Here is an 18,363-nt window from a genome sequence, read left to right on the forward strand (position 1 = left end):
ATTAATACAACAGGCTATAGAGTTTACGTCTGTAGCTGGACGCCAGAGGCTCACCTTTGGGTAAGGTCGCCAGAATATCCAGATAGAGCTTTTTCGCTTCACCAAAGTTCAGATCCTGCTTCAGTATTTCAAACAGCACAGCCAAAGCTTCAGCCGAACGCTGCACCTGATGATATTGCACCGCCAGTTGTTGTTGCAGCTCTTTATTGTCAGGATTTGTTGCTAAGGCTTGCTCCAATGCTTTGATTTCAGGGCTGTCAGCCGCCTGTTTCGCCAGCTCTAACCGGGCTTTCACGCTTTGATAGAACGCATCCTGATCAGCCATCAACACAGTCGCCAGCGCTTTTTCAGCGGCGTCCAACTGACCCAGTTCTACTTGCACCAGCGCCAGTTGTAGACGGATATCCACCCGCTCAGCAGCCAGCTCATTGGCTTGTTTGAGTAATGGATAAGCTTCAGCGAAGTTTTGTTGCTGCAGCAAAGGTTGAGCCTGCTGCAGTAACATATCTTCAGGCTTAGGTAAAAATACGCTTAAGCGCTGCAAAATAGCCTGTTCGGGTTCTTCACCGGCAAAACCATCGACCGGCTGACCTTCCTTAATAAAGAGCACAGTAGGCACTGAACGCACTCCAAAGTGCGCCGCAAGCTGCTGCTCCTGATCACAATCCACCACGGCCAGCGTCAGCGCATTGGGGTAACTTTGCGCTATACGCTGCAAAACAGGGCCTAAGTTTAAGCAGGCCGGGCTGCGCTCAGAATAAAAATAAAACAACACAGGCTGGGCAAAAGACAGCTCTAACAGTTCACGGACATTTTCAATCGAAACGGGCTTGATATTAGTGGACACAACTCACCTATTTTTATTCATACCGGACAACTCCGGTTTTATGCAATGCTTTAAAGCACTATGTGGCCGGGGCTTTAGATTTGCAAGTCGGGGGTTGAGGGTATGAGGGTTGTTATCAGAAGAAGTTTGTTTGCCTTTCAGACAAATCGCAGGATTTAATCGCTTCAAGCCTTTAACTTCGAAGACTATACTTTTGCTGCACTTCCAGATCTGGAGCTTATTGATGCAGTTTATGATCATGTACGGTGACCGAATATCGTTATGATAAACAGCCACTTACACAGAAGATTTTATAGTCTCAAGGCGGATTATCTGCAACACTGCTTTAACTCTGCAAAAGAAGACTTAGCACAAGGTAATGTCGTTGACGGCGAATACTTTCTTAGCGATCTGTAATCACTGAAATTTAAAGCATCTCGCCAGCGGCGAAACGCTTTGAATGCCGTTTACGCAATTCGTCCCTATGTTCAAATTTATCCTGAATTTTTAGTCGACTTTAGCCGATTATTCCCTTAAATTAGCCATCAAGCCTGCTAAATAAAATATAAAAACGACCACTGAGTCGGATCCATACCTCAAGGTATACAGGCACATAGTTTTGACAGACCCCTTACTCTGTCCGTCCACGTAAAAGAAAAATTAATGCTGTTCTGTGCAAGCAGAGTGGTGATTTTTGCTTTAAGCCTTTTTGCAAACGCAACAAGGCTTAAAGTTCGCACGTGCAAACTATGAGACCTTACCAATGACAAGCCAAAACACCCAACCAGAACTGCTGTCTGGTGGAGCCATGCTGATCCGCGCCTTAGCTGACGAAGGCGTAGAGTATGTCTATGGTTACCCCGGCGGTGCCGTGTTACACATTTACGATGCCATGTTTCAACAGCATCAGGTGAAACACGTGCTGGTCCGCCATGAGCAAGCCGCGACCCATATGGCGGACGCCTACGCAAGAGCAAGCGGCAAAGCTGGTGTAGTGCTCGTCACATCCGGCCCTGGCGCAACGAATGCGGTGACCGGCATAGCCACTGCTTATATGGATTCTATTCCTATGGTGGTGATCTGTGGTCAGGTGATGAGCCATCTGATTGGCGACGACGCCTTTCAGGAAACCGATATGCTGGGCATTTCCCGCCCTATTGTGAAACACAATATGTCGGTGCGCCGCCCGGAAGATATTCCGTATTTAGTGAAAAAAGCTTTTTATATAGCGCAAAGTGGCCGCCCCGGTCCTGTGGTATTGGATATTCCCAAGGATATGACGATTCCGTCACAGAAATTCCCTTATGAGTATCCAAAAGAGATCAAGCTGCGCTCTTACAATCCGAACGCTAAAGGCCATCCGGGTCAGATTAAAAAAGCTCTGACGACCTTGTTAGCCGCCAAACGCCCTGTGCTGTATTCAGGCGGTGGCGTAATTTTAGGTCAGGCTTCAGACGAGCTGACCACTTTGGCGCGCAAGCTGAATCTGCCTGTCACCAATACCTTAATGGGCTTGGGTGCTTATCCTGCTTCCGACCCACAGTTTATTGGTATGCTGGGCATGCACGGCAGTTATGAAGCCAATCAGGCCATGCATAACGCTGATGTGATTTTTGCCGTAGGGGCGCGTTTTGACGATCGCGTCACCAACGCCACCAAAAAATTCTGCCCCAATGCCACCATTATTCACATCGATATTGACCCGGCCAGCATCTCCAAAACCATCAATGCGCATATTCCTATTGTAGGTTTAGTCAAACCTGTGTTGCAGGAGATGCTGCAGCAACTGGAGAAAAACCAGGGCCAGTTGGATCAACAGGCGTTGGGCCAGTGGTGGCAGCAAATCCAGCAATGGCGTGAAGTGCATGGTGGCCGCTACGACCACAACCCATCGCTATTAAAACCCCAGGCGGTGATTGAAGCTGTGCACCGGCATACCAAAGGCGATGCTTATGTCACGTCCGACGTAGGTCAGCACCAGATGTTTGCCGCTCAGTATTATAAGTTTGATAAACCCAACCGCTGGATCAACTCAGGTGGCCTTGGCACCATGGGGTTTGGTTTGCCGGCCGCTATGGGTGTCAAGCTGCATTACCCGGACGCTGAAGTAGTTTGTGTGACAGGCGAAGGTTCTATTCAGATGAATATTCAGGAGCTGTCAACCTGCAAACAATATGGCCTTGGGGTGAAAATCATCAACCTGAATAACGGCTATTTGGGTATGGTGAAACAGTGGCAGGACATGAACTACGACAGCCGCTATTCCAGCTCTTATATGGATTCTTTGCCTGACTTTGTAAAGTTAGCCGAAGCTTATGGCCATGTCGGTATTCGGGTCACTAAAGCCGAAGAGTTAGAACCAGCCCTAGAGCGCGCTTTTGCCTTAAAAGACAAACTGGTGTTTTTAGATATTCATGTCGACCCGACCGAGCATGTGTATCCAATGCAAATACCGGGCGGTGCGATGAATGAAATGTTTTTAAGCAAAACGGAGCGGACTTAAGATGCGGCATATTTTATCTGTATTGCTGGAAAACGAGTCCGGCGCTTTAGCCCGTGTAGTCGGCTTGTTTGCCCAGCGTGGTTATAACATTGACTCACTGACAGTAGCAGCCACAGAAGACCCCACTATTTCGCGCCTGACGCTGGTGACCCGGGGTGATGATCAGGTCATCGAACAAATCACCAAGCAACTGCATAAACTGATTGAAGTGGTGAAACTGGCGGATTTAAGTGAATCGGCTCATATCGAACGTGAACTGATGATGGTCAAAGTGAAAACCACAGCCGAACAGCGCGAAGAAGTCAAACGCTGCGCCGACATCTTCCGTGGCCAAATCATTGATATCACTGCCAATACTTACACTATTCAGGTGGTTGGTACTTCGGAAAAACTCGAGGCTTTTATTGAAGCCTTAAGCGGCACCCAAATACTGGAAACAGTCAGAAGTGGTGTATCGGGGATTTCCCGTGGTGAACGTACTTTAAGTTTGTAAACACCGAAAAAAGACAAGACGAATTAAACCGTCTTGTCTTTTGCTCCTGTGCCACCAGGGCACAGGCTGTACTTCAGTGCTGTCTTGGATCCGAACCTCTGTGGTCAGACTATTTTTTGCTGTAATTGAATCGCAACCTCTCTGCTGAGCAAAGAGGCGGCAATCAGTTTGTAATTCCAACCTGACTCCAGAATAAACTCTTCAAACGCTTTCAGTTCGTGCTGCTCAAAACCCGGAAAACCGAGGAAGTCATCAAATACAATCACAGTACCTTCAACAAATCTGTCGGCTAATTGTTCCAGCACAGTGCGGGTGGAGCTGTATAAGTCACAATCAATATGCAACAAACTCAGCTTATCCTGATGCGTCGCCAGGAACGCAGGTAAGCTGTGTTCAAACCAGCCTTTGTGTAGCCTGACATTGTCTGCCACTTCAGGTAAACGCCCACCGGTCGAATAACTACCTTTTTGCTCGCCGGCTTTCCAATCCTCCGGCAATCCTTCAAAACTGTCAAAGCCGTGCACTAAACGGCGGGTTGCTTTTGCCAGTAAATTCACAGAGCGACCAAAAAACACTCCGGCTTCCAGCCACAAACCTTCAGCAGGCGCAACTTCAACCGCCGCCTGCAACACCTGAGTTGGCACACCAACCCAATGGATGTCCTGCTCATGCTGCATTAACCAATTCAGACTTTGCTTTTGTACCGCGGGTAACACACCAGCTTTATTCAATTGATTTTGCTTGATATTCACTAAGGCTTCCGCCAGATGTGCCAAGCCCTGATGGTCCGGGTAGAGTTTTCTCCAGTTCTGTGCCGATTCCAGCGTAGCCGCAATACCTTTTTGTTTTAACTGCAGATGCAGCTGTAACAAGGCCGCTTCTCCGGAGTGTTTAGTGCTTTCGATTAAAACCGTCAGATGATTCTGCGCTTCGGCTAACAAATCCAGACTCATCAAAGCCCGCACCAGAGGTAAAACATAGTGCTCGTTGTCAGTTTGCTGCTGTACCGAGGCCTGAAAGGCTGCCAGGCTATCCTGATAAAACCCCAGTCGCCAGCAGACTTTGGCATAACTTTGCTGAATTTCGGGCTGACTGGACTGTTGCGCCATACGTTTTAATTCGGGGTAGGCCAACTGGTCCTGTCCGGTCAACTGATAAAAGTTGGCCAAGGCAAATTGATAGTAGGCTTGATCAGGCTTTAAGCTCAGCGCATTTTTCAGACAACCTTCGGCATCATTCCAACGGCGCACTAAAAATGCGATATCAGACAACAACAACCAGGCCTCCGCCAGTTGACTGTTCTCCCGCAACAGGGAGCGGCATAACTGCTCCGCTTCGACCAACTGCTGCTGACGTATTAATTGAGCTATTTGCTGCAACCGCAGCGACACAGATTCAGACACTACTCGATACTCTCTATCTGGATATTAATGTGGAGTACTGGCACACAAGGGTGACTCAGTTCGTTGTTTGTTTTTCATATGCCGGCCATACACCAGTTCAAACAAAGGGGTAGCCATTAAGGTAGTGACTATCGCCATAACCACCATAATAGAGAATAACGCGGGTTCTATCACACCAAATTTCAGCGCTATGTTGATAATAATCAGCTCCATCAGGCCACGGGCGTTCATTAAAGCGCCCACAGCCATAGCGGTTCTGTTATCACTGCCGGTCAGGCGGGCCGCGGCCCAGCAGGCAATACCTTTGGCAAATACTGAAGCCGCCAGAATCACCAGAGCTATCGACATCAGGTCCCAATCGGCCAGAATCGTCAGTTGGGTTTTTAAACCTGAATAGGTAAAAAACATCGGCAACAACACAAAAATAGTGATTTTCTCCAGACGTTTACGCAGGTGTTCCACTATGGCGCCCCGCGGCATAGCTATGCCTAAAATAAAACCACCAAAAACTGCGTGTAAACCCACCCACTCCATTGAATAAGCCGACAAAGCAAACAGTAGCAGCAGGAACGCAAACTGACCCCAGCTCATTTCGCCTTTGGTTTCAATCCGATCGGCCAGAGGCTGCAACCAGCCTGTGACTTTAGTAAACATCAAGGTCGCGTAAGCCACACCACCTACGACAGCTTTCACCGCCAGCAAAGCTCCACCACCAAAACTGGCCAACACCACCGCCATCACAGTCCAGGCCGCCGCGTCATCAATAGCACCAGCCGCCAAAGCCAGAGCACCTAACGAAGTACCAGACAAACCCCGTTCATAAATAATACGGGCCAGCATAGGAAAGGCGGTAATAGCTATGGCCGCGCCTAAAAACAAGGCAGCATTGCCATAAGAAATATTGGCCGCAAACAAGCCCGGTATATCCAGCAACCATACACACAACAAGGCCGCTACGGTAAAAGGCACCAGCATACCGGCCAAAGATACAGCAATAGCGCTGCGGGCTTGCTGTTTAAACAAACTGGTATTGAACTCCAGTCCGACTAAAAACATATACAAGCCTACCCCGACCTGAGCACCAAAATACAACACAGGCATAGTGTCAGCCGGGAAGATTTGTTGCTGAATATCAGGCCAGAACAGACCAAATAACGAAGGGCCCAACACCACACCGGCAATCATCTCGCCCACCACTTTCGGCTGGCCAATAAAACGCGCCAGATAACCAAAAAGTTGTGCTGCGACCAGAATAACGGCCAGTTGCAGCACAAAGGTGACCACAAATTCTAATGAATTCATCATTTCTACTTCTATAGTTGTTGATGTATAGGTTGCTGTTTTATCGAGGGAAAAGGTTGTGTTCTGCTACCTTGCTGCCAGTTTAAACCGGTCTCTGAATTTGAGACTACAGAGCGGCTTAAACCAGCGCAAGCAAATTTATCTATGCTGAAATTAAACGAATGATTATAGAAAGGTTTTATTTCGTCAGGTACCACCAGATAAACAGCAACGCAAAACCAAATAAGTAAATCAGTCCCAGCCAGGATAACAAGCGGATCCAGGGCTGCATCAGATGCTTTTGCTGGCCCCGCATCAGGCGGTAATTCAGCCAGGCAAACACAGGGGTAGTAACAAAAGCCAGGCTCATGGCAAAGGTCAGCATAGGGCCAAGTGCTGATTTAAAAAACAAAATCACCGCCATACCCGACGCAGCCTGCGCCAACAACCAAAGGTTGTAGCTGTTTTTTCGTTCAGTGTTTTGCCAGCCCAAAAGTTGAAAAGACTCATTGATGGTACGGGCATACCCGTCCAGCACAGTCAGCGTGGTGCCAAACATACAAAGAAAGGCCACTAAAGCCACCAACAGCTTTGACCAGTCGCCTATAGTGCTGGCGTACATAGCTACAAACTGGTGGGTATAAGCAGCACCGGCTAATTCTACTTTCTGATCCGAGCCATATTGCACCAAAGCGCCTAGCGCCAGAAACACCAAAGCCAGCACTGTGGTACTCCAGTAGCCTAAGTTAAAGTCAAACAAACCATCTTGTTTATTGACCGGAGTATGCTGCTGTTTGGCTTTGAGCCACAAGGAGTTAATAGCGGAAATTTCAATAGGAGCCGGCATCCAGCCCATCAGCGCCACTAAAAAGCCTAAATAGATTAATTGCCAGGGCGAAGGGCCAACAAAATCCGGCGCAGCAGTGGGGCCTTTGTTAAAGGCGATCACAGCCGCAGCTACTGTGGTGATGGTTAACAGCACCATCACCCATTTGGAAACGCTATCAAGTAACTTGTATTGGCCCGCCAATAAAATCAGCAAACACACAGCCAGCAAGATCAGGCAAAGCACAGTCAGGGATAACTGCACCGGCATAAAAAACTGCAGCAAACTGGCTGTCAGCAGCAACACACCTGCGGTATTGACTACTGCCGCTATTAAATTCAGCCAGACAAAACTGAATAAATAACCCCGGCCTTGTTTTTGATAGCCCTCCAGCAAGGTTTCACCACTTTGCAGGCTGTATTCCACGCCAAAACGGAAAAAGGGGTACTTCAATACATTAACCAGCACAATCAGTACGGCCAGTTGCCAGCCAAACAAAGCACCAGCCTGAGTCGAAGCCACTATATGTGAACCACCAATAGCAGCGGTTGCCAATAAAATGCCTGGGCCCAAAGCTTTTAGCTTGCTGTGCCAGTTTGATGAATATCCCTGTTGCATAAGTTTTTGTTTTAATGTTTAAAAAGCCGTGGCCCAGCTTAGCCAAAGCCATAGCGGAACACCATCAGGCCAGTGCAAAAACTTCAGAGGTCGGTCCTTCGGCTTGCCGCTTGGCCTGAGCTCTGGCATGCTGCGCCCCATTCGCCCTTAGCCGCTGAAGCGGAAGCTTCAAGTACTAAGAGTAAAAACCTAAATGAGGCAGAGGACACCATGAGCGAAGAACATTTAGAAACACAGGAACTCTTGTTTGAAGTGCTGGAAAACCAGCTAGCTGATAATAATCCAAAACAAGTCAAAGAAACGCTAATGCGGTTATGTATGACAGGCCACAGCAGAGAAGATGCGCTGGAGCTGATGGCATGCGCTTTAGCACCAGAGATGGAAGCGGTGATCGAGCGTAACGAAAGCTTTAATCTGCCGCGCTATATCGAACATCTGGCGTTATTGCCGGACATGCCTTGGGTGACGGAATAGTCTGACAGGCATCTATCTGATGTTGGACGGGCGGGGATAAACCCGCGCCGCTGCGGCATCAAGGACGCAGGATAAAATCCAAAGGCATTGGTGTTGTAGCAAGGCGACAAAGGAATGAATCCCCATGAGCATAGATTACCTATGCGATTGGGGTGAATGACTGCAGTCAACGCCGCTGCGGCATCAAGGACACAGGATAAAATCCAAAGGCATTGGTGTTGTAGCAAGGCGACAAAGGAATGAATCCCCATGAGCATAGATTACCTATGCGATTGGGGTGAATGACTGCAGTCAACGCCGCTACGGCACCAATGACGACGGATTTTCAGAAATAGATAATCATCTCGGCGGCCTCACATCGACAATCAAAACCACAACGCACACATTCATAGCCGTTATGACTGTCTTGCCGCCATTTATCCGGATGAATTTTCACCAGTTGCCCGCCTTGTTTAGTGAAGTATTTGACCGCCGCATTGCCCGGGCTTTGCCGCCACAAATGCGCCACTCCGGCTTTGGCGCCTTGCTGTTTCAATGCAGCTATAGAGCGGCTCATCAGTTCACCACCTATGCCGTGTCCCTGCCAGAGTGGCGCTATGGTATTGCACTTAAAGTAGCTGGTTTCAGCCACAGTGGTTTGCCAGAGTTCAGTGCTGCACCACTGATCAGGTTGCCATTGCCCGGCAGCCCAACATAGACGAAAACCTACCAGTTGCTGGTCGGCGTAAGCGACAAAACTGGCATCTATGCCTTGTTTAATACTTAACTGATGGTAATAAGCCAGCGACTGAGCGTCCAGATAACCCTCACCATGCACCCGATTGGCTAATTGCAACAGGGCAGCATAATCCTGCAACTGCAACTGGCGGTACTGAATAGCACTGGAAAACATAAAACACTCTTGGTTTTTTCTGTGGTTCTTGCCATGATCGCGAAAATGCTCATCCAATACAACAAAAAGGAAAAACGGATGTACGACCCGCTGTTAGACCCCCATCCAGGCCAGGGCCAGCCGTTGCCAAACAGCTATTGGGCCGATCATTCAGGTACTGCTCCTCTGGACGATGGCCAGTTGCAACAGGATCTGACAGTGGATGTCGCCATTATTGGCGCAGGTTATACCGGCTTGTCCTGTGCTTATCATCTGGCGACAGAACATGGTGTCAAAGCTGTGGTGTTGGAAGCCAACCAAACCGCCTGGGGTTGCAGCGGCCGTAATGCCGGTTTTGTACTGAAATCCTCTGGCCGCAAACCTTATTCAGTGATGCGTTCGCAGTATGGCGAAGCCGCTATGCATGGCATTTATAACGAATTTTGTGCTGGCCTTGAAACCGTCAAAGCTTTGATTGCCACCGGCATAGACTGCGACCAGCAGGACGCAGGTTATCTGCGCATGGCGCATAAGCCATCTATGATTAAAACCCTGCAACAACAAGCCAGCTTGTTGCAAAAGGAATTTGGTTATCAGGTGGAGTTGTTCAACCGGGATGAACTGCACCAGAAATTTGTCGCCGACCAGCATGCCTATGCCGCCTTGCGTTTTTACGATGGTTTTGGTGTCAACCCGCTGAAACTGGCCTGGGGTTATCAGCAACGGGCACGACAAGCCGGAGCTAAAATTTATAGTGCAAGCCCTGTTACGCAATGGCAACAAGACGGGGAACATCAGCTTTTGATCACACCCCAAGCTCTAGTGCGGGCCAAAAAAGTAGTGATTGCCAGCAATGGTTATACCCCGAAGTTGCTGCACAGCGGTGTGCAAGAGCGCACTTTGCCTGTGTTATCACAAATTATTGTTACCGAACCTTTGTCTGACGCTCAGTTAGCCGCCTGCAACTTTTTAACTTCGCAGGTGATTATGGATACCAGAGCACTGAAGTACTATTACCGTAAATTACCGGACAACAGAATTTTGTTTGGCGGCCGTGGTGCTATTACCGGCAAAGGGGCTGACGATCCTTATTTCGCCAGGCGTTTGCTGGACGTGCTGAAACTCAGCTTTCCGGCTTTGCAGCAACTGCGTTATGACTACAGTTGGTCAGGCTGGATTTGTATGACGCTGGACGATATTCCGCATCTGGCGCAAGCCGATGACAAAGGCCAAGTGCTGTATAGCATGGGTTATTGTGGCAGCGGCTTGACCTTTTCGGTGCAAGCGGGCAAACGGCTGGCTGAACGCTTAATGGGGCTGCCTTTACCGCAGATCCCACTGTACCAAACTGCCTTGCCAAAGTTCCCACTACCGGCGTTGCGGCGTTTAGGCCAATGGGGCTATTTTCATTATGGCATGGTGAAAGATCGCTGGTTTTGATCTCACGCCATCAAGTGGTTGGGGGAATTCAGCAGACTAAGGTAAACTAGCCGCCATAGACCGACGGACAGAGATAACAGAGTATGAGTTCAAGCAAAGCGTTAAAAAAGAAAATCAGTAAAAGAGCCAAACAAAAGAAAAATATTCTGGTGAAAAACTCAATCCGACTGAAGCAAAAAGCGGAAGAAGCTCAGGCTGCGCTGACAGCATCTACAACTGAGGCTCCTGAAGCTGCTGATTCACTTCCGAAAAATACTTCAGCTGTAGCTGAGTAAAAACAGGCTCTTGCTGTACCTCAGCCAGAGCCTTGTTAAATTTGTTTCTTAACCTGATATTTTTAAAGGCCGCACTGTACAAACTGGCCGGAAATACAGGCGCAAGATCAAAAAGTTGCATACTCTGCCCCGCCTGTTTGGCATAGTAATAAAAAATGTTTCTGTCCATCACCACCACATCGCAACGCTGCAACAACAACATTTGTAGCTGCTGACTTTGATTGGCAACCTCCTGATAACTCATAAACAAAGGGACCAATTGCTGGTACTCCGGACCCAGCAGAGTGCGTGCATTGTGGAAGGCTACCACAGCATAAGGTTTTAGCTGGGCTAATTGATGCAGTTGTAAGCTTTTTGAGGCAAGACTAGCTGCAATATTCTGATAACGAATATAGGGCTGCGAATAATACAACTGCGGCTGTTGAGGATCAGGTTTTTGTAAAGTCGCTATATCTGCTTTGCCATCCAGCATCAGATCTTTGATTCTGGCGTTAGGTACATGCAAAAACACAGGGTCATACCCCATTCGTTTGATCAGTAAACCTAATAAATCCAGCTCATAGCCTGAACTGTCGTTCAAATCTATGTAAGGAGGTTTGTCTAAACCAACCAGTATGGTGAGTTCAGTCTTGGCTTGTATGGCAAAACTAAAGGCGATACACAACAGCAACAACCATCTCATGCGTTTACCTCTATGCCAAATGCAATAAAATCTTTAAGCTGAATTCAATTATCCTGCACCATCAAAGGTGGTCTTTATGTCAGAACCGATCGAAATTCAGCACAAGCCCAATGAGCAGCGATTTATTATTCAGTGGGTCAATGAACAGGCGGAGCTTTTATATAGCCTTGATCCAAATAACCGGAAAATCAACTTTTACCGTACTTATGTTCCTGAAAGTGCCAGAGGTCAGGGCTTAGCTCGCCTGCTGGTGGACGCAGGTATGCAATGGGCTAAAACACAAGGCTATGAAATGCAGGCCAGTTGTTCCTATGTGCAACCCTTCTTAAAAAACTAAACATTTCCTTACGATTCAGTTTGAGTACAGCTTGACTGACCTACACTTTGCTCAACTTCATTGCCATGGGCAATTGAACTTTATCACAGTGAATTGAGGTGCAGCATGAACAAGTCTCTTATTGCAGGTTTAGTGGTAGGTGGCATAGCCGTTACTGCTTTAGGCTCTATGGCAGGCTACAGTTATTTAGATAAAGAACCGGAATTTGCTGAGGTCGTAGCCAGCAAAGCTGTTTACGAGAGCTATAACGTGCCGGTTGAACAATGTACCGATCAGATAGTGCAACAGAAAAAAGCTGTACAGGACCAGCATCAAATCGCAGGTACAGTATTAGGTGCTGTAGTTGGCGGTGTGCTGGGTAACCAGGTTGGTGGTGGTTCAGGTAAAAAGATTGCAACTGTGGCTGGTGCTGCTGCGGGTGGTTATGCCGGCAAACAGGTTCAAACGGATATGCAGAATAAAGATGTCGAAACTACAACCCGCCGGGTCTGTAAAACAGTGCAGAAGCAGGAAAAACGGGTGATTGGTTATGACGTCACTTATCTGCTGGACGGTAAAGTTCATAAAACCCGTTTAGACGAGGAACCGGCAGAACGTATTCCGGTGAAAGATGGGCAATTACTGACCGCCAGCGTCCAGTAAACAACATAGCCGCCCTTTGGTTAAAATGCCCCGCTCTGGGGCATTTTAGTTTGCATCTTGTTCCTGCTGGTCGTTATATTTTTTCATCCGCCTTGCGACTTATCCAAACCAGACCTATGGTGCTAAAACAGCATAAGCTAACACACTAGGTTTTTATCTGATGTCAGCGTCAGGCTTTATCTGTTCAGCCACAGTTCTTGTGCTGAGCTTTGTCCTGCTAAGTCTGCCTGCCAAGGCGGGCCCTGTGCTGTCCGACCAACAGATCACCTATTTGAAGCGCAAAGGTCAGGTAACCTACTGCATAGACCCGGATTGGTTACCTTTTGAAGCCTTGTCTGAGCAAGGTAAACATATTGGCATCTCAGCAGAATACATTCGCTTGCTGCAACAGATGATACCTGTACCGCTACTGTTGTACCCTACCGCAGACTGGCCCTCCTCTTTACAGGCAGCAAAAGACAGACGTTGTGATTTACTCACCTTGGCCATGCCAACGCCCTCTCGCCTTGAGTATTTGCTTTTTACCAAAGCCTATCTGGAAGTTCCTAATGTCGTGGTGACCACCAAAGACAAAGCCCTGATCCGCTCTGTCGCTGATATTCCCCCCTCTTCTGCTGTGGGCATCCGCTCTGGCTTTGGCACGCTTGAGCTGTACCAGCAACGTTATCCCCAGTTAAAGCTGGTGCCCTTTCATGACTACGAACAAGGACTATTGCAGGTACAGGCAGGCTACTTGTACGGCATGCTTGGCAATATGGGCAGTATCAGTTATAGCCTGCAAAAAAACGCCATCACTAACTTGAAAATAGCAGGACGACTGAGCGAAGACACGCTGCTGAGCCTGGCCTGCAGGAATGATGACCCTCTGCTTTTGGAAATTTTTGACACCTTGTTACTGCAGATCAGCCCGGAACAAAAACAACAAATCAACAATAGCTGGCTGGCCATTCGTTATGAGCAGAGTTTTAACTACGAGCTGTTCTGGCAAATGTTGTTGGCTTTTGCCTTGCTGATTTCGGTCGTCAGCATCAGTTATCTGAAGCTGAAAAAGCTGAATCAGGCTCTGCTTGAGGCCAATCTGCGCCTGGAGCAACTCAGTCAGCACGACCCGCTGACCGGGTTGTACAACAGACACTATTTTGAACCTCGTGTGCAGCAGGCTCTGGCTTTATGTCAGCGACAACAACTGCCACTGACGCTGGCAATGATGGATCTGGATCACTTTAAAGACATTAACGACACCCTGGGCCATAACTTCGGTGATCAGTGTTTAAAAGACTTTGCAGCACTGTGCCAACGTCAGTTTCAGCGCAAAGACGACCTGCTGGTACGCTATGGCGGCGAGGAGTTTATTCTGGTCAGTGTTGGCAGTGACGCTGAGACTATGCAGCAATTGCTGGAAGATTTCTTGCAGAAGCTTGAAGCTCATCAGGTACGATTGAACCATCAACAGGGCTATTGTACCGTCAGTATCGGCTGGTACTGCCAGATCCCCCCTGCCACTATGGACAGTAAGCAATTGGTTGAACTGGCGGACCACGCTCTCTATCAGGCCAAACACTCAGGCCGGAACTGCGCCGTTCGGGCGGCTTCTGAGGCTAGCCCAGATTATTAATCCATTCACTCATCACCACATGAGTGCGGATTTTAATCACATCCAGTTCAGCATCCAGTAACTCGCGGATTTGATGCAACCGCTGCATAGATTCCGTTTTGACATAAACTAATAAGTCCATTTCTCCGCTGATGCCATGACAGGTCATGACTTCAGGAATAGCCCGAAATACATGCATCACATCAGCACAACGACCACAGCGGTGCTGAATTTCAAAGTAAGCCGAGACTGCACTTTTCTGCGACTCAGACAGCAAGACCTGATAGCCGCGGATCACACCGTTTTGCTCCATACGCTTAATACGATCAGATACCGCACTGCGTGACAGGCTGACTTTCTCTGCCAAAGTCGACACGCTTTGCCGCGCATCTTTTTTCAGCTCGGCCAGAATATGTTGATCAAATTTATCCATCTGTTTACCCGGGGAACCTTAAAAGCTGAGTTTCACAGTGGTCGAATTCTACATGCTGCAGCTTGTCTGGTATATCTACTCCGGCATTTTGTCGCCTTTGTACTTATTACTGCGGCATTTTCACGGTGGAAAACCGCAGTTTGTCGCTTCGGCTTTGATTAGACTATTGGCAGTCTACTTTGCTGAGAACAACTATGTCTGATCATGGAATTGGCCGCTGGCAAGGTGCAGCCTTGATGGCCACCACCTTACTGGGAACCGGAGTATTTATTTTGCCACAAATGACAGTCGCGGTGGCAGGTAGCTGGGCTTTACTGGCCTGGTTGTTGCTCACTCTGGCGGTAGTACCGCTGGCTATTACCTTTGGTCTGCTGGCCAGTCGTTTTCCCCATGCCACAGGGCCAGCGCACTTCGCGGCTTTAGCCTTTGGCGAGCTGACAGGACGGGTACTGGGACTGATGTTTTTATTGGTCGTGCCACTTGGTGCCTCTGCTGCCCTGATGATGACCTTTGAATTTATTGCGCCTTTGCTTCCATCTGCCCAGCAATGGCGACTGCCAGTGGAATTCGGTCTGCTGGGGCTTCTTTGGCTGCTGAATTACCGCGGATTACAACTGTCTGCCCGATTACAATTTGGCTTAACTTTATTGATTATTACCGTCGTCTTGCTGCTGTTGCTGGCCTTTGGTTTGTTGCATCCCCAGCCATGGCAATACCCCTCGCCTGCTGACTTTAACCGCAGCGCATTAGCCGCCGCTTGCGCTATCGCCTTTTGGAGTTTTTTAGGTGTGGAGGCTATGACCCATCTGGCTCATGATTTCCGTGACGCCAGCAAAGATTTATTACCTGCACTTCTTCGTGGTTGTCTGGTGGTTGGAGCTATTTATCTGGCTTGCAGTTACCTGGTGCTGATGGCCGGGTCAGAGCATCCACTTGCGATGATTGGTATTTTTAATCAACTACTTGGCGGCTACGGAGAACTGGTCCTTGGCATGTTAGGTTTTTGCAGTGGTATAGCGACAGTCAATGTTTATACCGCCAGTGTCGCCCGATCTCTGGCCAGTTTTAGTGAGCAAGGCATTACCCCTGGCTATTTTCAGCAGAAAAATCGCTACCATATGCCACAACGAGCGCTGAGCGCCATTATCGCCGCTATGGCGGTAGTATTGGTGCTGACCTGGCTTACGGCTCAACAATTGGACGATCTGATCAGTTGGGTCAACGGTGTTTTTGTGGTGATTTATCTGGTCAGTATGGCAGCCGCCTGCCAACTCTTGCCGCGGCGTTATAAGGCAGTGAGTGTACTGAGTTTCGCTTTGTGTCTGCTACTGGTTATAGCGATAGCAGAGCATATGCTGTATGCCCTGTTATTGATTCTGCTTGTTTGGCCAGCTTTATATATACAGCAAAGAAAACAACGACTTAGCGTACCACCTTTAGGGAGCCATCCTTCAGTTGACGGCTGATGGTATAAGGCAAAGCCAGCGTATCAGTGACGGCACAAAGCATGGTGTCGATGGCCCAAACCGGCACGTCCGCCGCAGTGGTATAGCTGGTTTTATTTGGCTCGCCATACATTTGGCAAAAGTTATGCGCAACACCGCTGTAAATCCGGGGAATAGACTGGCAATAGCTGTGTTTATCCTGATAGCTGATGCTGACTTTGCCCTGCTCAGGAGCCAGAGTTTTGACTGTGCCACAACCCACGAAAAACAGGGTGAGCGTGAGCAGGCTGAGAGCGCAGATCTGTTGTCTCATTTCATTTCCTTTTGTTTGCGCCTCTGCGTTTACCAGTCCTACAGCACCTGCATAAAAATCATCGGCAGTACCGACTATACAAAATAGATTGGAGTGAAACAGATATCTTCAGAAAAAACAATGACAAAGAACTCTGGTTCAGCCGCATTTCAGCTAGTATTCTTTAGTATCCATGGGCTTCTGAACGTCTTTGTTCCAAGCGCCTGTCAAACTGCCTCTGAGGATTTGTTTATGCAACCGGACACCGGCACTTTTCGCTTTAGTTTAAAATTCAGTATAGGTCTTTTTGTGCTGCTCACCTTATGGCTGCTGTATCTGGACTGGCAGCTATTGGTGCCGGGTTGGCTGAAGTATGGCTTTTTTCTGATTAATGCTGTGACCTTGTTTGGTTACTGGCGCGACAAAAAGGCCGCGGAACAACAGGCGTGGCGAACTCAGGAGAGCACTTTATTGTTACTGGGTTTAGTCGGTGGTTGGCCCGCAGCTTTTGTCGCCCAGCACTGGTTCCGACATAAAAATCGTAAACTCAGCTTTCAGTTATTATTCTGGCTGACGGTGGTACTGCATACTTCAGCTCTGTATAGCTTGTGGTTATCTGGCTGGTTGCTGCCATAACAACAAAAACTGCGACCAGAAGCACTATACCCAGAGTACAAAGCGCGATAGATTAAGAAAAAAATAACTGCATTGCAGTGAACACGATCGAGGGATCTATGCGCTTTACTCTGTTGTCTATTAGTTTGCTCACTACATTCGCGCTGCAGGCCCACGCCGCAGACTTCACACAACAAGCCAACAAAATTGCCCAAAGTACACTGATTATTGATACTCATATCGACGTACCTTATCGCTTGCACGACGATTGGGAAGATGTAACCAAAGCCACCCAAAGAGGTGAATTTGATTACCCCCGCGCCAAAGCCGGCGGTTTAAATGCGCCTTTTATGTCGATTTATATCCCGGCCTCTTACGAGAAAAAAGGCGGCGGTTATTTGCTGGCAAACCAGCTTATTGACAATATGGAAGCTCTGGTAGGCCGCGCACCGGATAAATTCGCCATGGCCTACAACAGCGCCGACTTAGCCAAACACTTTAAAGAAGGTAAAATTTCTTTAGCCCTGGGGATGGAAAACGGTACGCCGATTGAAGGCAAATTAGAGAACCTGCAACACTTTTATGACCGCGGTATCCGTTACATCACACTGGCACACTCCGAAAGTAACCATATCGCCGACTCCAGCTATGATTTACGCCGGCAATGGAAAGGTTTAAGCCCTTTTGGTAAAGAGCTGATCAAAGCGATGAATGAAACCGGGGTGATGATAGATATCTCGCATGTCTCGGACGACGCCTTTTATCAGACTGTTGAGCTTAGCAAAGTGCCTGTGATTGCCTCGCATTCCTCTTTACGGGCTTTTGTACCGGGCTTTGAGCGCAATATGGACGATGACATGATCAAGGCGCTAGCGAAAAACGGTGGTGTGATCCAAATTAACTTCGGCTCTGCTTTTGTCGTATCGGCAGCGAATCAGTGGGGGCTACAGCGGGACGGTGCATTTAAAGCCTCGGGCCAAACCGATAAAGATGCCTTTACCGCAGAGTATAAAAAGAAACATCCATATCCATTCGCCTCGTTAGACAAGGTGCTGGATCATATAGACTATGTGAAAAAGCTGGTCGGTATCGACTATGTTGGCATAGGCTCTGATTTTGACGGTGTCGGCGACTCCTTACCTGAACAGCTAAAAGATGTGTCTATGTACCCCAACCTGATCCGTGGTTTATTAGAACGTGGTTACACAGAGCAGGAAATTGAAAAAGTATTGTCCGGCAATACGTTGCGGGTATGGCGTGCTGTTGAGGATTATGCAGCTAAACATTAATCCAAACGAGTAAGAGGTCTAAGG

Annotated in this window: 18 protein-coding genes; 10 read left to right on the forward strand and 8 right to left on the reverse strand. The window is 48.2% G+C overall.

Annotation, left to right across the window (positions count from 1 at the left end; translation table 11 throughout):
• Position 1 precedes the first annotated feature (1 nt).
• Positions 2-847 (reverse strand): co-chaperone YbbN, encoded by an 846-nt coding sequence (locus SD53_RS17235; RefSeq protein WP_046521420.1) that lies wholly within the window; start codon positions 845-847, stop codon positions 2-4.
• Positions 848-1,589: 742 nt separating this feature from the next.
• Between SD53_RS17235 and SD53_RS17240 the strand changes: the two genes are divergently transcribed.
• Together SD53_RS17240 and ilvN are read left to right on the forward strand one after the other, a co-directional pair.
• Positions 1,590-3,329 (forward strand): acetolactate synthase 3 large subunit, encoded by a 1,740-nt coding sequence (locus tag SD53_RS17240; protein WP_046521471.1) that lies wholly within the window; start codon positions 1,590-1,592, stop codon positions 3,327-3,329.
• A gap of 1 nt (position 3,330) precedes the next feature.
• The gene (gene ilvN, locus SD53_RS17245) at positions 3,331-3,822 is read left to right on the forward strand and encodes an acetolactate synthase small subunit (protein ID WP_046521421.1); all 492 of its coding nucleotides are present in this window, start codon (positions 3,331-3,333) and stop codon (positions 3,820-3,822) included.
• A gap of 104 nt (positions 3,823-3,926) precedes the next feature.
• On the opposite strand, the gene SD53_RS18145 is transcribed toward ilvN, so the two are convergent.
• The 3 genes from SD53_RS18145 to SD53_RS17260 all read right to left on the reverse strand — a co-directional run bounded on the left by SD53_RS18145 (position 3,927) and on the right by SD53_RS17260 (position 7,950).
• Entirely contained in the window at positions 3,927-5,225 is a 1,299-nt protein-coding gene (locus SD53_RS18145) for a TylF/MycF/NovP-related O-methyltransferase (RefSeq protein WP_052749452.1), read from the reverse strand.
• 24 nt (positions 5,226-5,249) lie between these two features.
• The gene (locus tag SD53_RS17255; RefSeq protein ID WP_241481857.1) at positions 5,250-6,530 is read right to left on the reverse strand and encodes a cation:proton antiporter; all 1,281 of its coding nucleotides are present in this window, start codon (positions 6,528-6,530) and stop codon (positions 5,250-5,252) included.
• A 175-nt stretch (positions 6,531-6,705) separates the two neighbouring features.
• On the reverse strand, positions 6,706-7,950 hold the full coding sequence (locus SD53_RS17260; RefSeq protein WP_046521423.1) for an NRAMP family divalent metal transporter: 1,245 nt from the start codon (positions 7,948-7,950) through the stop codon (positions 6,706-6,708).
• 210 nt (positions 7,951-8,160) lie between these two features.
• Between SD53_RS17260 and SD53_RS17265 the strand changes: the two genes are divergently transcribed.
• Positions 8,161-8,424: a hypothetical protein gene (locus tag SD53_RS17265; protein WP_046521424.1), complete on the forward strand. Its 264-nt coding sequence runs from the start codon at positions 8,161-8,163 to the stop codon at positions 8,422-8,424.
• A 325-nt stretch (positions 8,425-8,749) separates the two neighbouring features.
• On the opposite strand, the gene SD53_RS17270 is transcribed toward SD53_RS17265, so the two are convergent.
• Positions 8,750-9,316, reverse strand: coding sequence for a GNAT family N-acetyltransferase (locus tag SD53_RS17270; RefSeq protein ID WP_046521425.1), 567 nt, complete (start codon positions 9,314-9,316; stop codon positions 8,750-8,752).
• A gap of 78 nt (positions 9,317-9,394) precedes the next feature.
• Here SD53_RS17270 and SD53_RS17275 point away from each other — a divergent pair, with 78 nt between their 5' ends.
• Complete coding sequence (locus SD53_RS17275) at positions 9,395-10,735, forward strand: NAD(P)/FAD-dependent oxidoreductase (RefSeq protein ID WP_046521426.1); 1,341 nt, start codon at positions 9,395-9,397, stop codon at positions 10,733-10,735.
• Positions 10,736-10,945: 210 nt separating this feature from the next.
• Here the strand turns inward: SD53_RS17275 and SD53_RS17280 are convergent, their stop codons facing one another.
• Positions 10,946-11,692 carry a substrate-binding periplasmic protein gene (locus SD53_RS17280; protein ID WP_046521427.1) on the reverse strand — a complete coding sequence of 249 codons (747 nt, stop codon included), beginning with the start codon at positions 11,690-11,692 and terminating at the stop codon, positions 10,946-10,948.
• 76 nt (positions 11,693-11,768) lie between these two features.
• Here SD53_RS17280 and SD53_RS17285 point away from each other — a divergent pair, with 76 nt between their 5' ends.
• The 3 genes from SD53_RS17285 to SD53_RS17295 all read left to right on the forward strand — a co-directional run bounded on the left by SD53_RS17285 (position 11,769) and on the right by SD53_RS17295 (position 14,286).
• A complete protein-coding gene (locus SD53_RS17285) occupies positions 11,769-12,029 on the forward strand; it encodes a GNAT family N-acetyltransferase (RefSeq protein WP_046521428.1) in 261 nt (86 codons plus the stop codon).
• Between the two features lie 105 nt (positions 12,030-12,134).
• Positions 12,135-12,671 (forward strand): glycine zipper 2TM domain-containing protein, encoded by a 537-nt coding sequence (locus tag SD53_RS17290; protein WP_046521429.1) that lies wholly within the window; start codon positions 12,135-12,137, stop codon positions 12,669-12,671.
• A gap of 160 nt (positions 12,672-12,831) precedes the next feature.
• Positions 12,832-14,286 carry a diguanylate cyclase gene (locus SD53_RS17295; RefSeq protein WP_046521430.1) on the forward strand — a complete coding sequence of 485 codons (1,455 nt, stop codon included), beginning with the start codon at positions 12,832-12,834 and terminating at the stop codon, positions 14,284-14,286.
• On the opposite strand, the gene SD53_RS17300 is transcribed toward SD53_RS17295, so the two are convergent.
• Positions 14,270-14,698: an Lrp/AsnC family transcriptional regulator gene (locus SD53_RS17300; protein WP_046521431.1), complete on the reverse strand. Its 429-nt coding sequence runs from the start codon at positions 14,696-14,698 to the stop codon at positions 14,270-14,272. The genes SD53_RS17295 and SD53_RS17300 overlap by 17 nt on opposite strands.
• Before the next feature lie 194 nt (positions 14,699-14,892).
• On the opposite strand from SD53_RS17300, the gene yjeH reads away from it, so the two are divergent.
• Positions 14,893-16,164 (forward strand): L-methionine/branched-chain amino acid transporter, encoded by a 1,272-nt coding sequence (yjeH, locus tag SD53_RS17305; protein ID WP_046521432.1) that lies wholly within the window; start codon positions 14,893-14,895, stop codon positions 16,162-16,164.
• Here yjeH and SD53_RS18430 read toward each other — a convergent pair.
• Positions 16,121-16,456: a YceK/YidQ family lipoprotein gene (locus SD53_RS18430; protein WP_082101908.1), complete on the reverse strand. Its 336-nt coding sequence runs from the start codon at positions 16,454-16,456 to the stop codon at positions 16,121-16,123. The genes yjeH and SD53_RS18430 overlap by 44 nt on opposite strands.
• Positions 16,457-16,687: 231 nt before the next feature.
• Here SD53_RS18430 and SD53_RS18435 point away from each other — a divergent pair, with 231 nt between their 5' ends.
• Positions 16,688-17,071 (forward strand): DUF1294 domain-containing protein, encoded by a 384-nt coding sequence (locus SD53_RS18435; RefSeq protein ID WP_052749453.1) that lies wholly within the window; start codon positions 16,688-16,690, stop codon positions 17,069-17,071.
• A 98-nt stretch (positions 17,072-17,169) separates the two neighbouring features.
• The gene (locus SD53_RS17320; protein WP_046521434.1) at positions 17,170-18,339 is read left to right on the forward strand and encodes a dipeptidase; all 1,170 of its coding nucleotides are present in this window, start codon (positions 17,170-17,172) and stop codon (positions 18,337-18,339) included.
• Positions 18,340-18,363: the final 24 nt, after the last annotated feature.

The sequence above is a fragment of the Rheinheimera mesophila genome (genome assembly GCF_000986865.1).
In the GTDB taxonomy this organism is placed as follows: Bacteria; Pseudomonadota; Gammaproteobacteria; order Enterobacterales; family Alteromonadaceae; genus Pararheinheimera; species Pararheinheimera mesophila.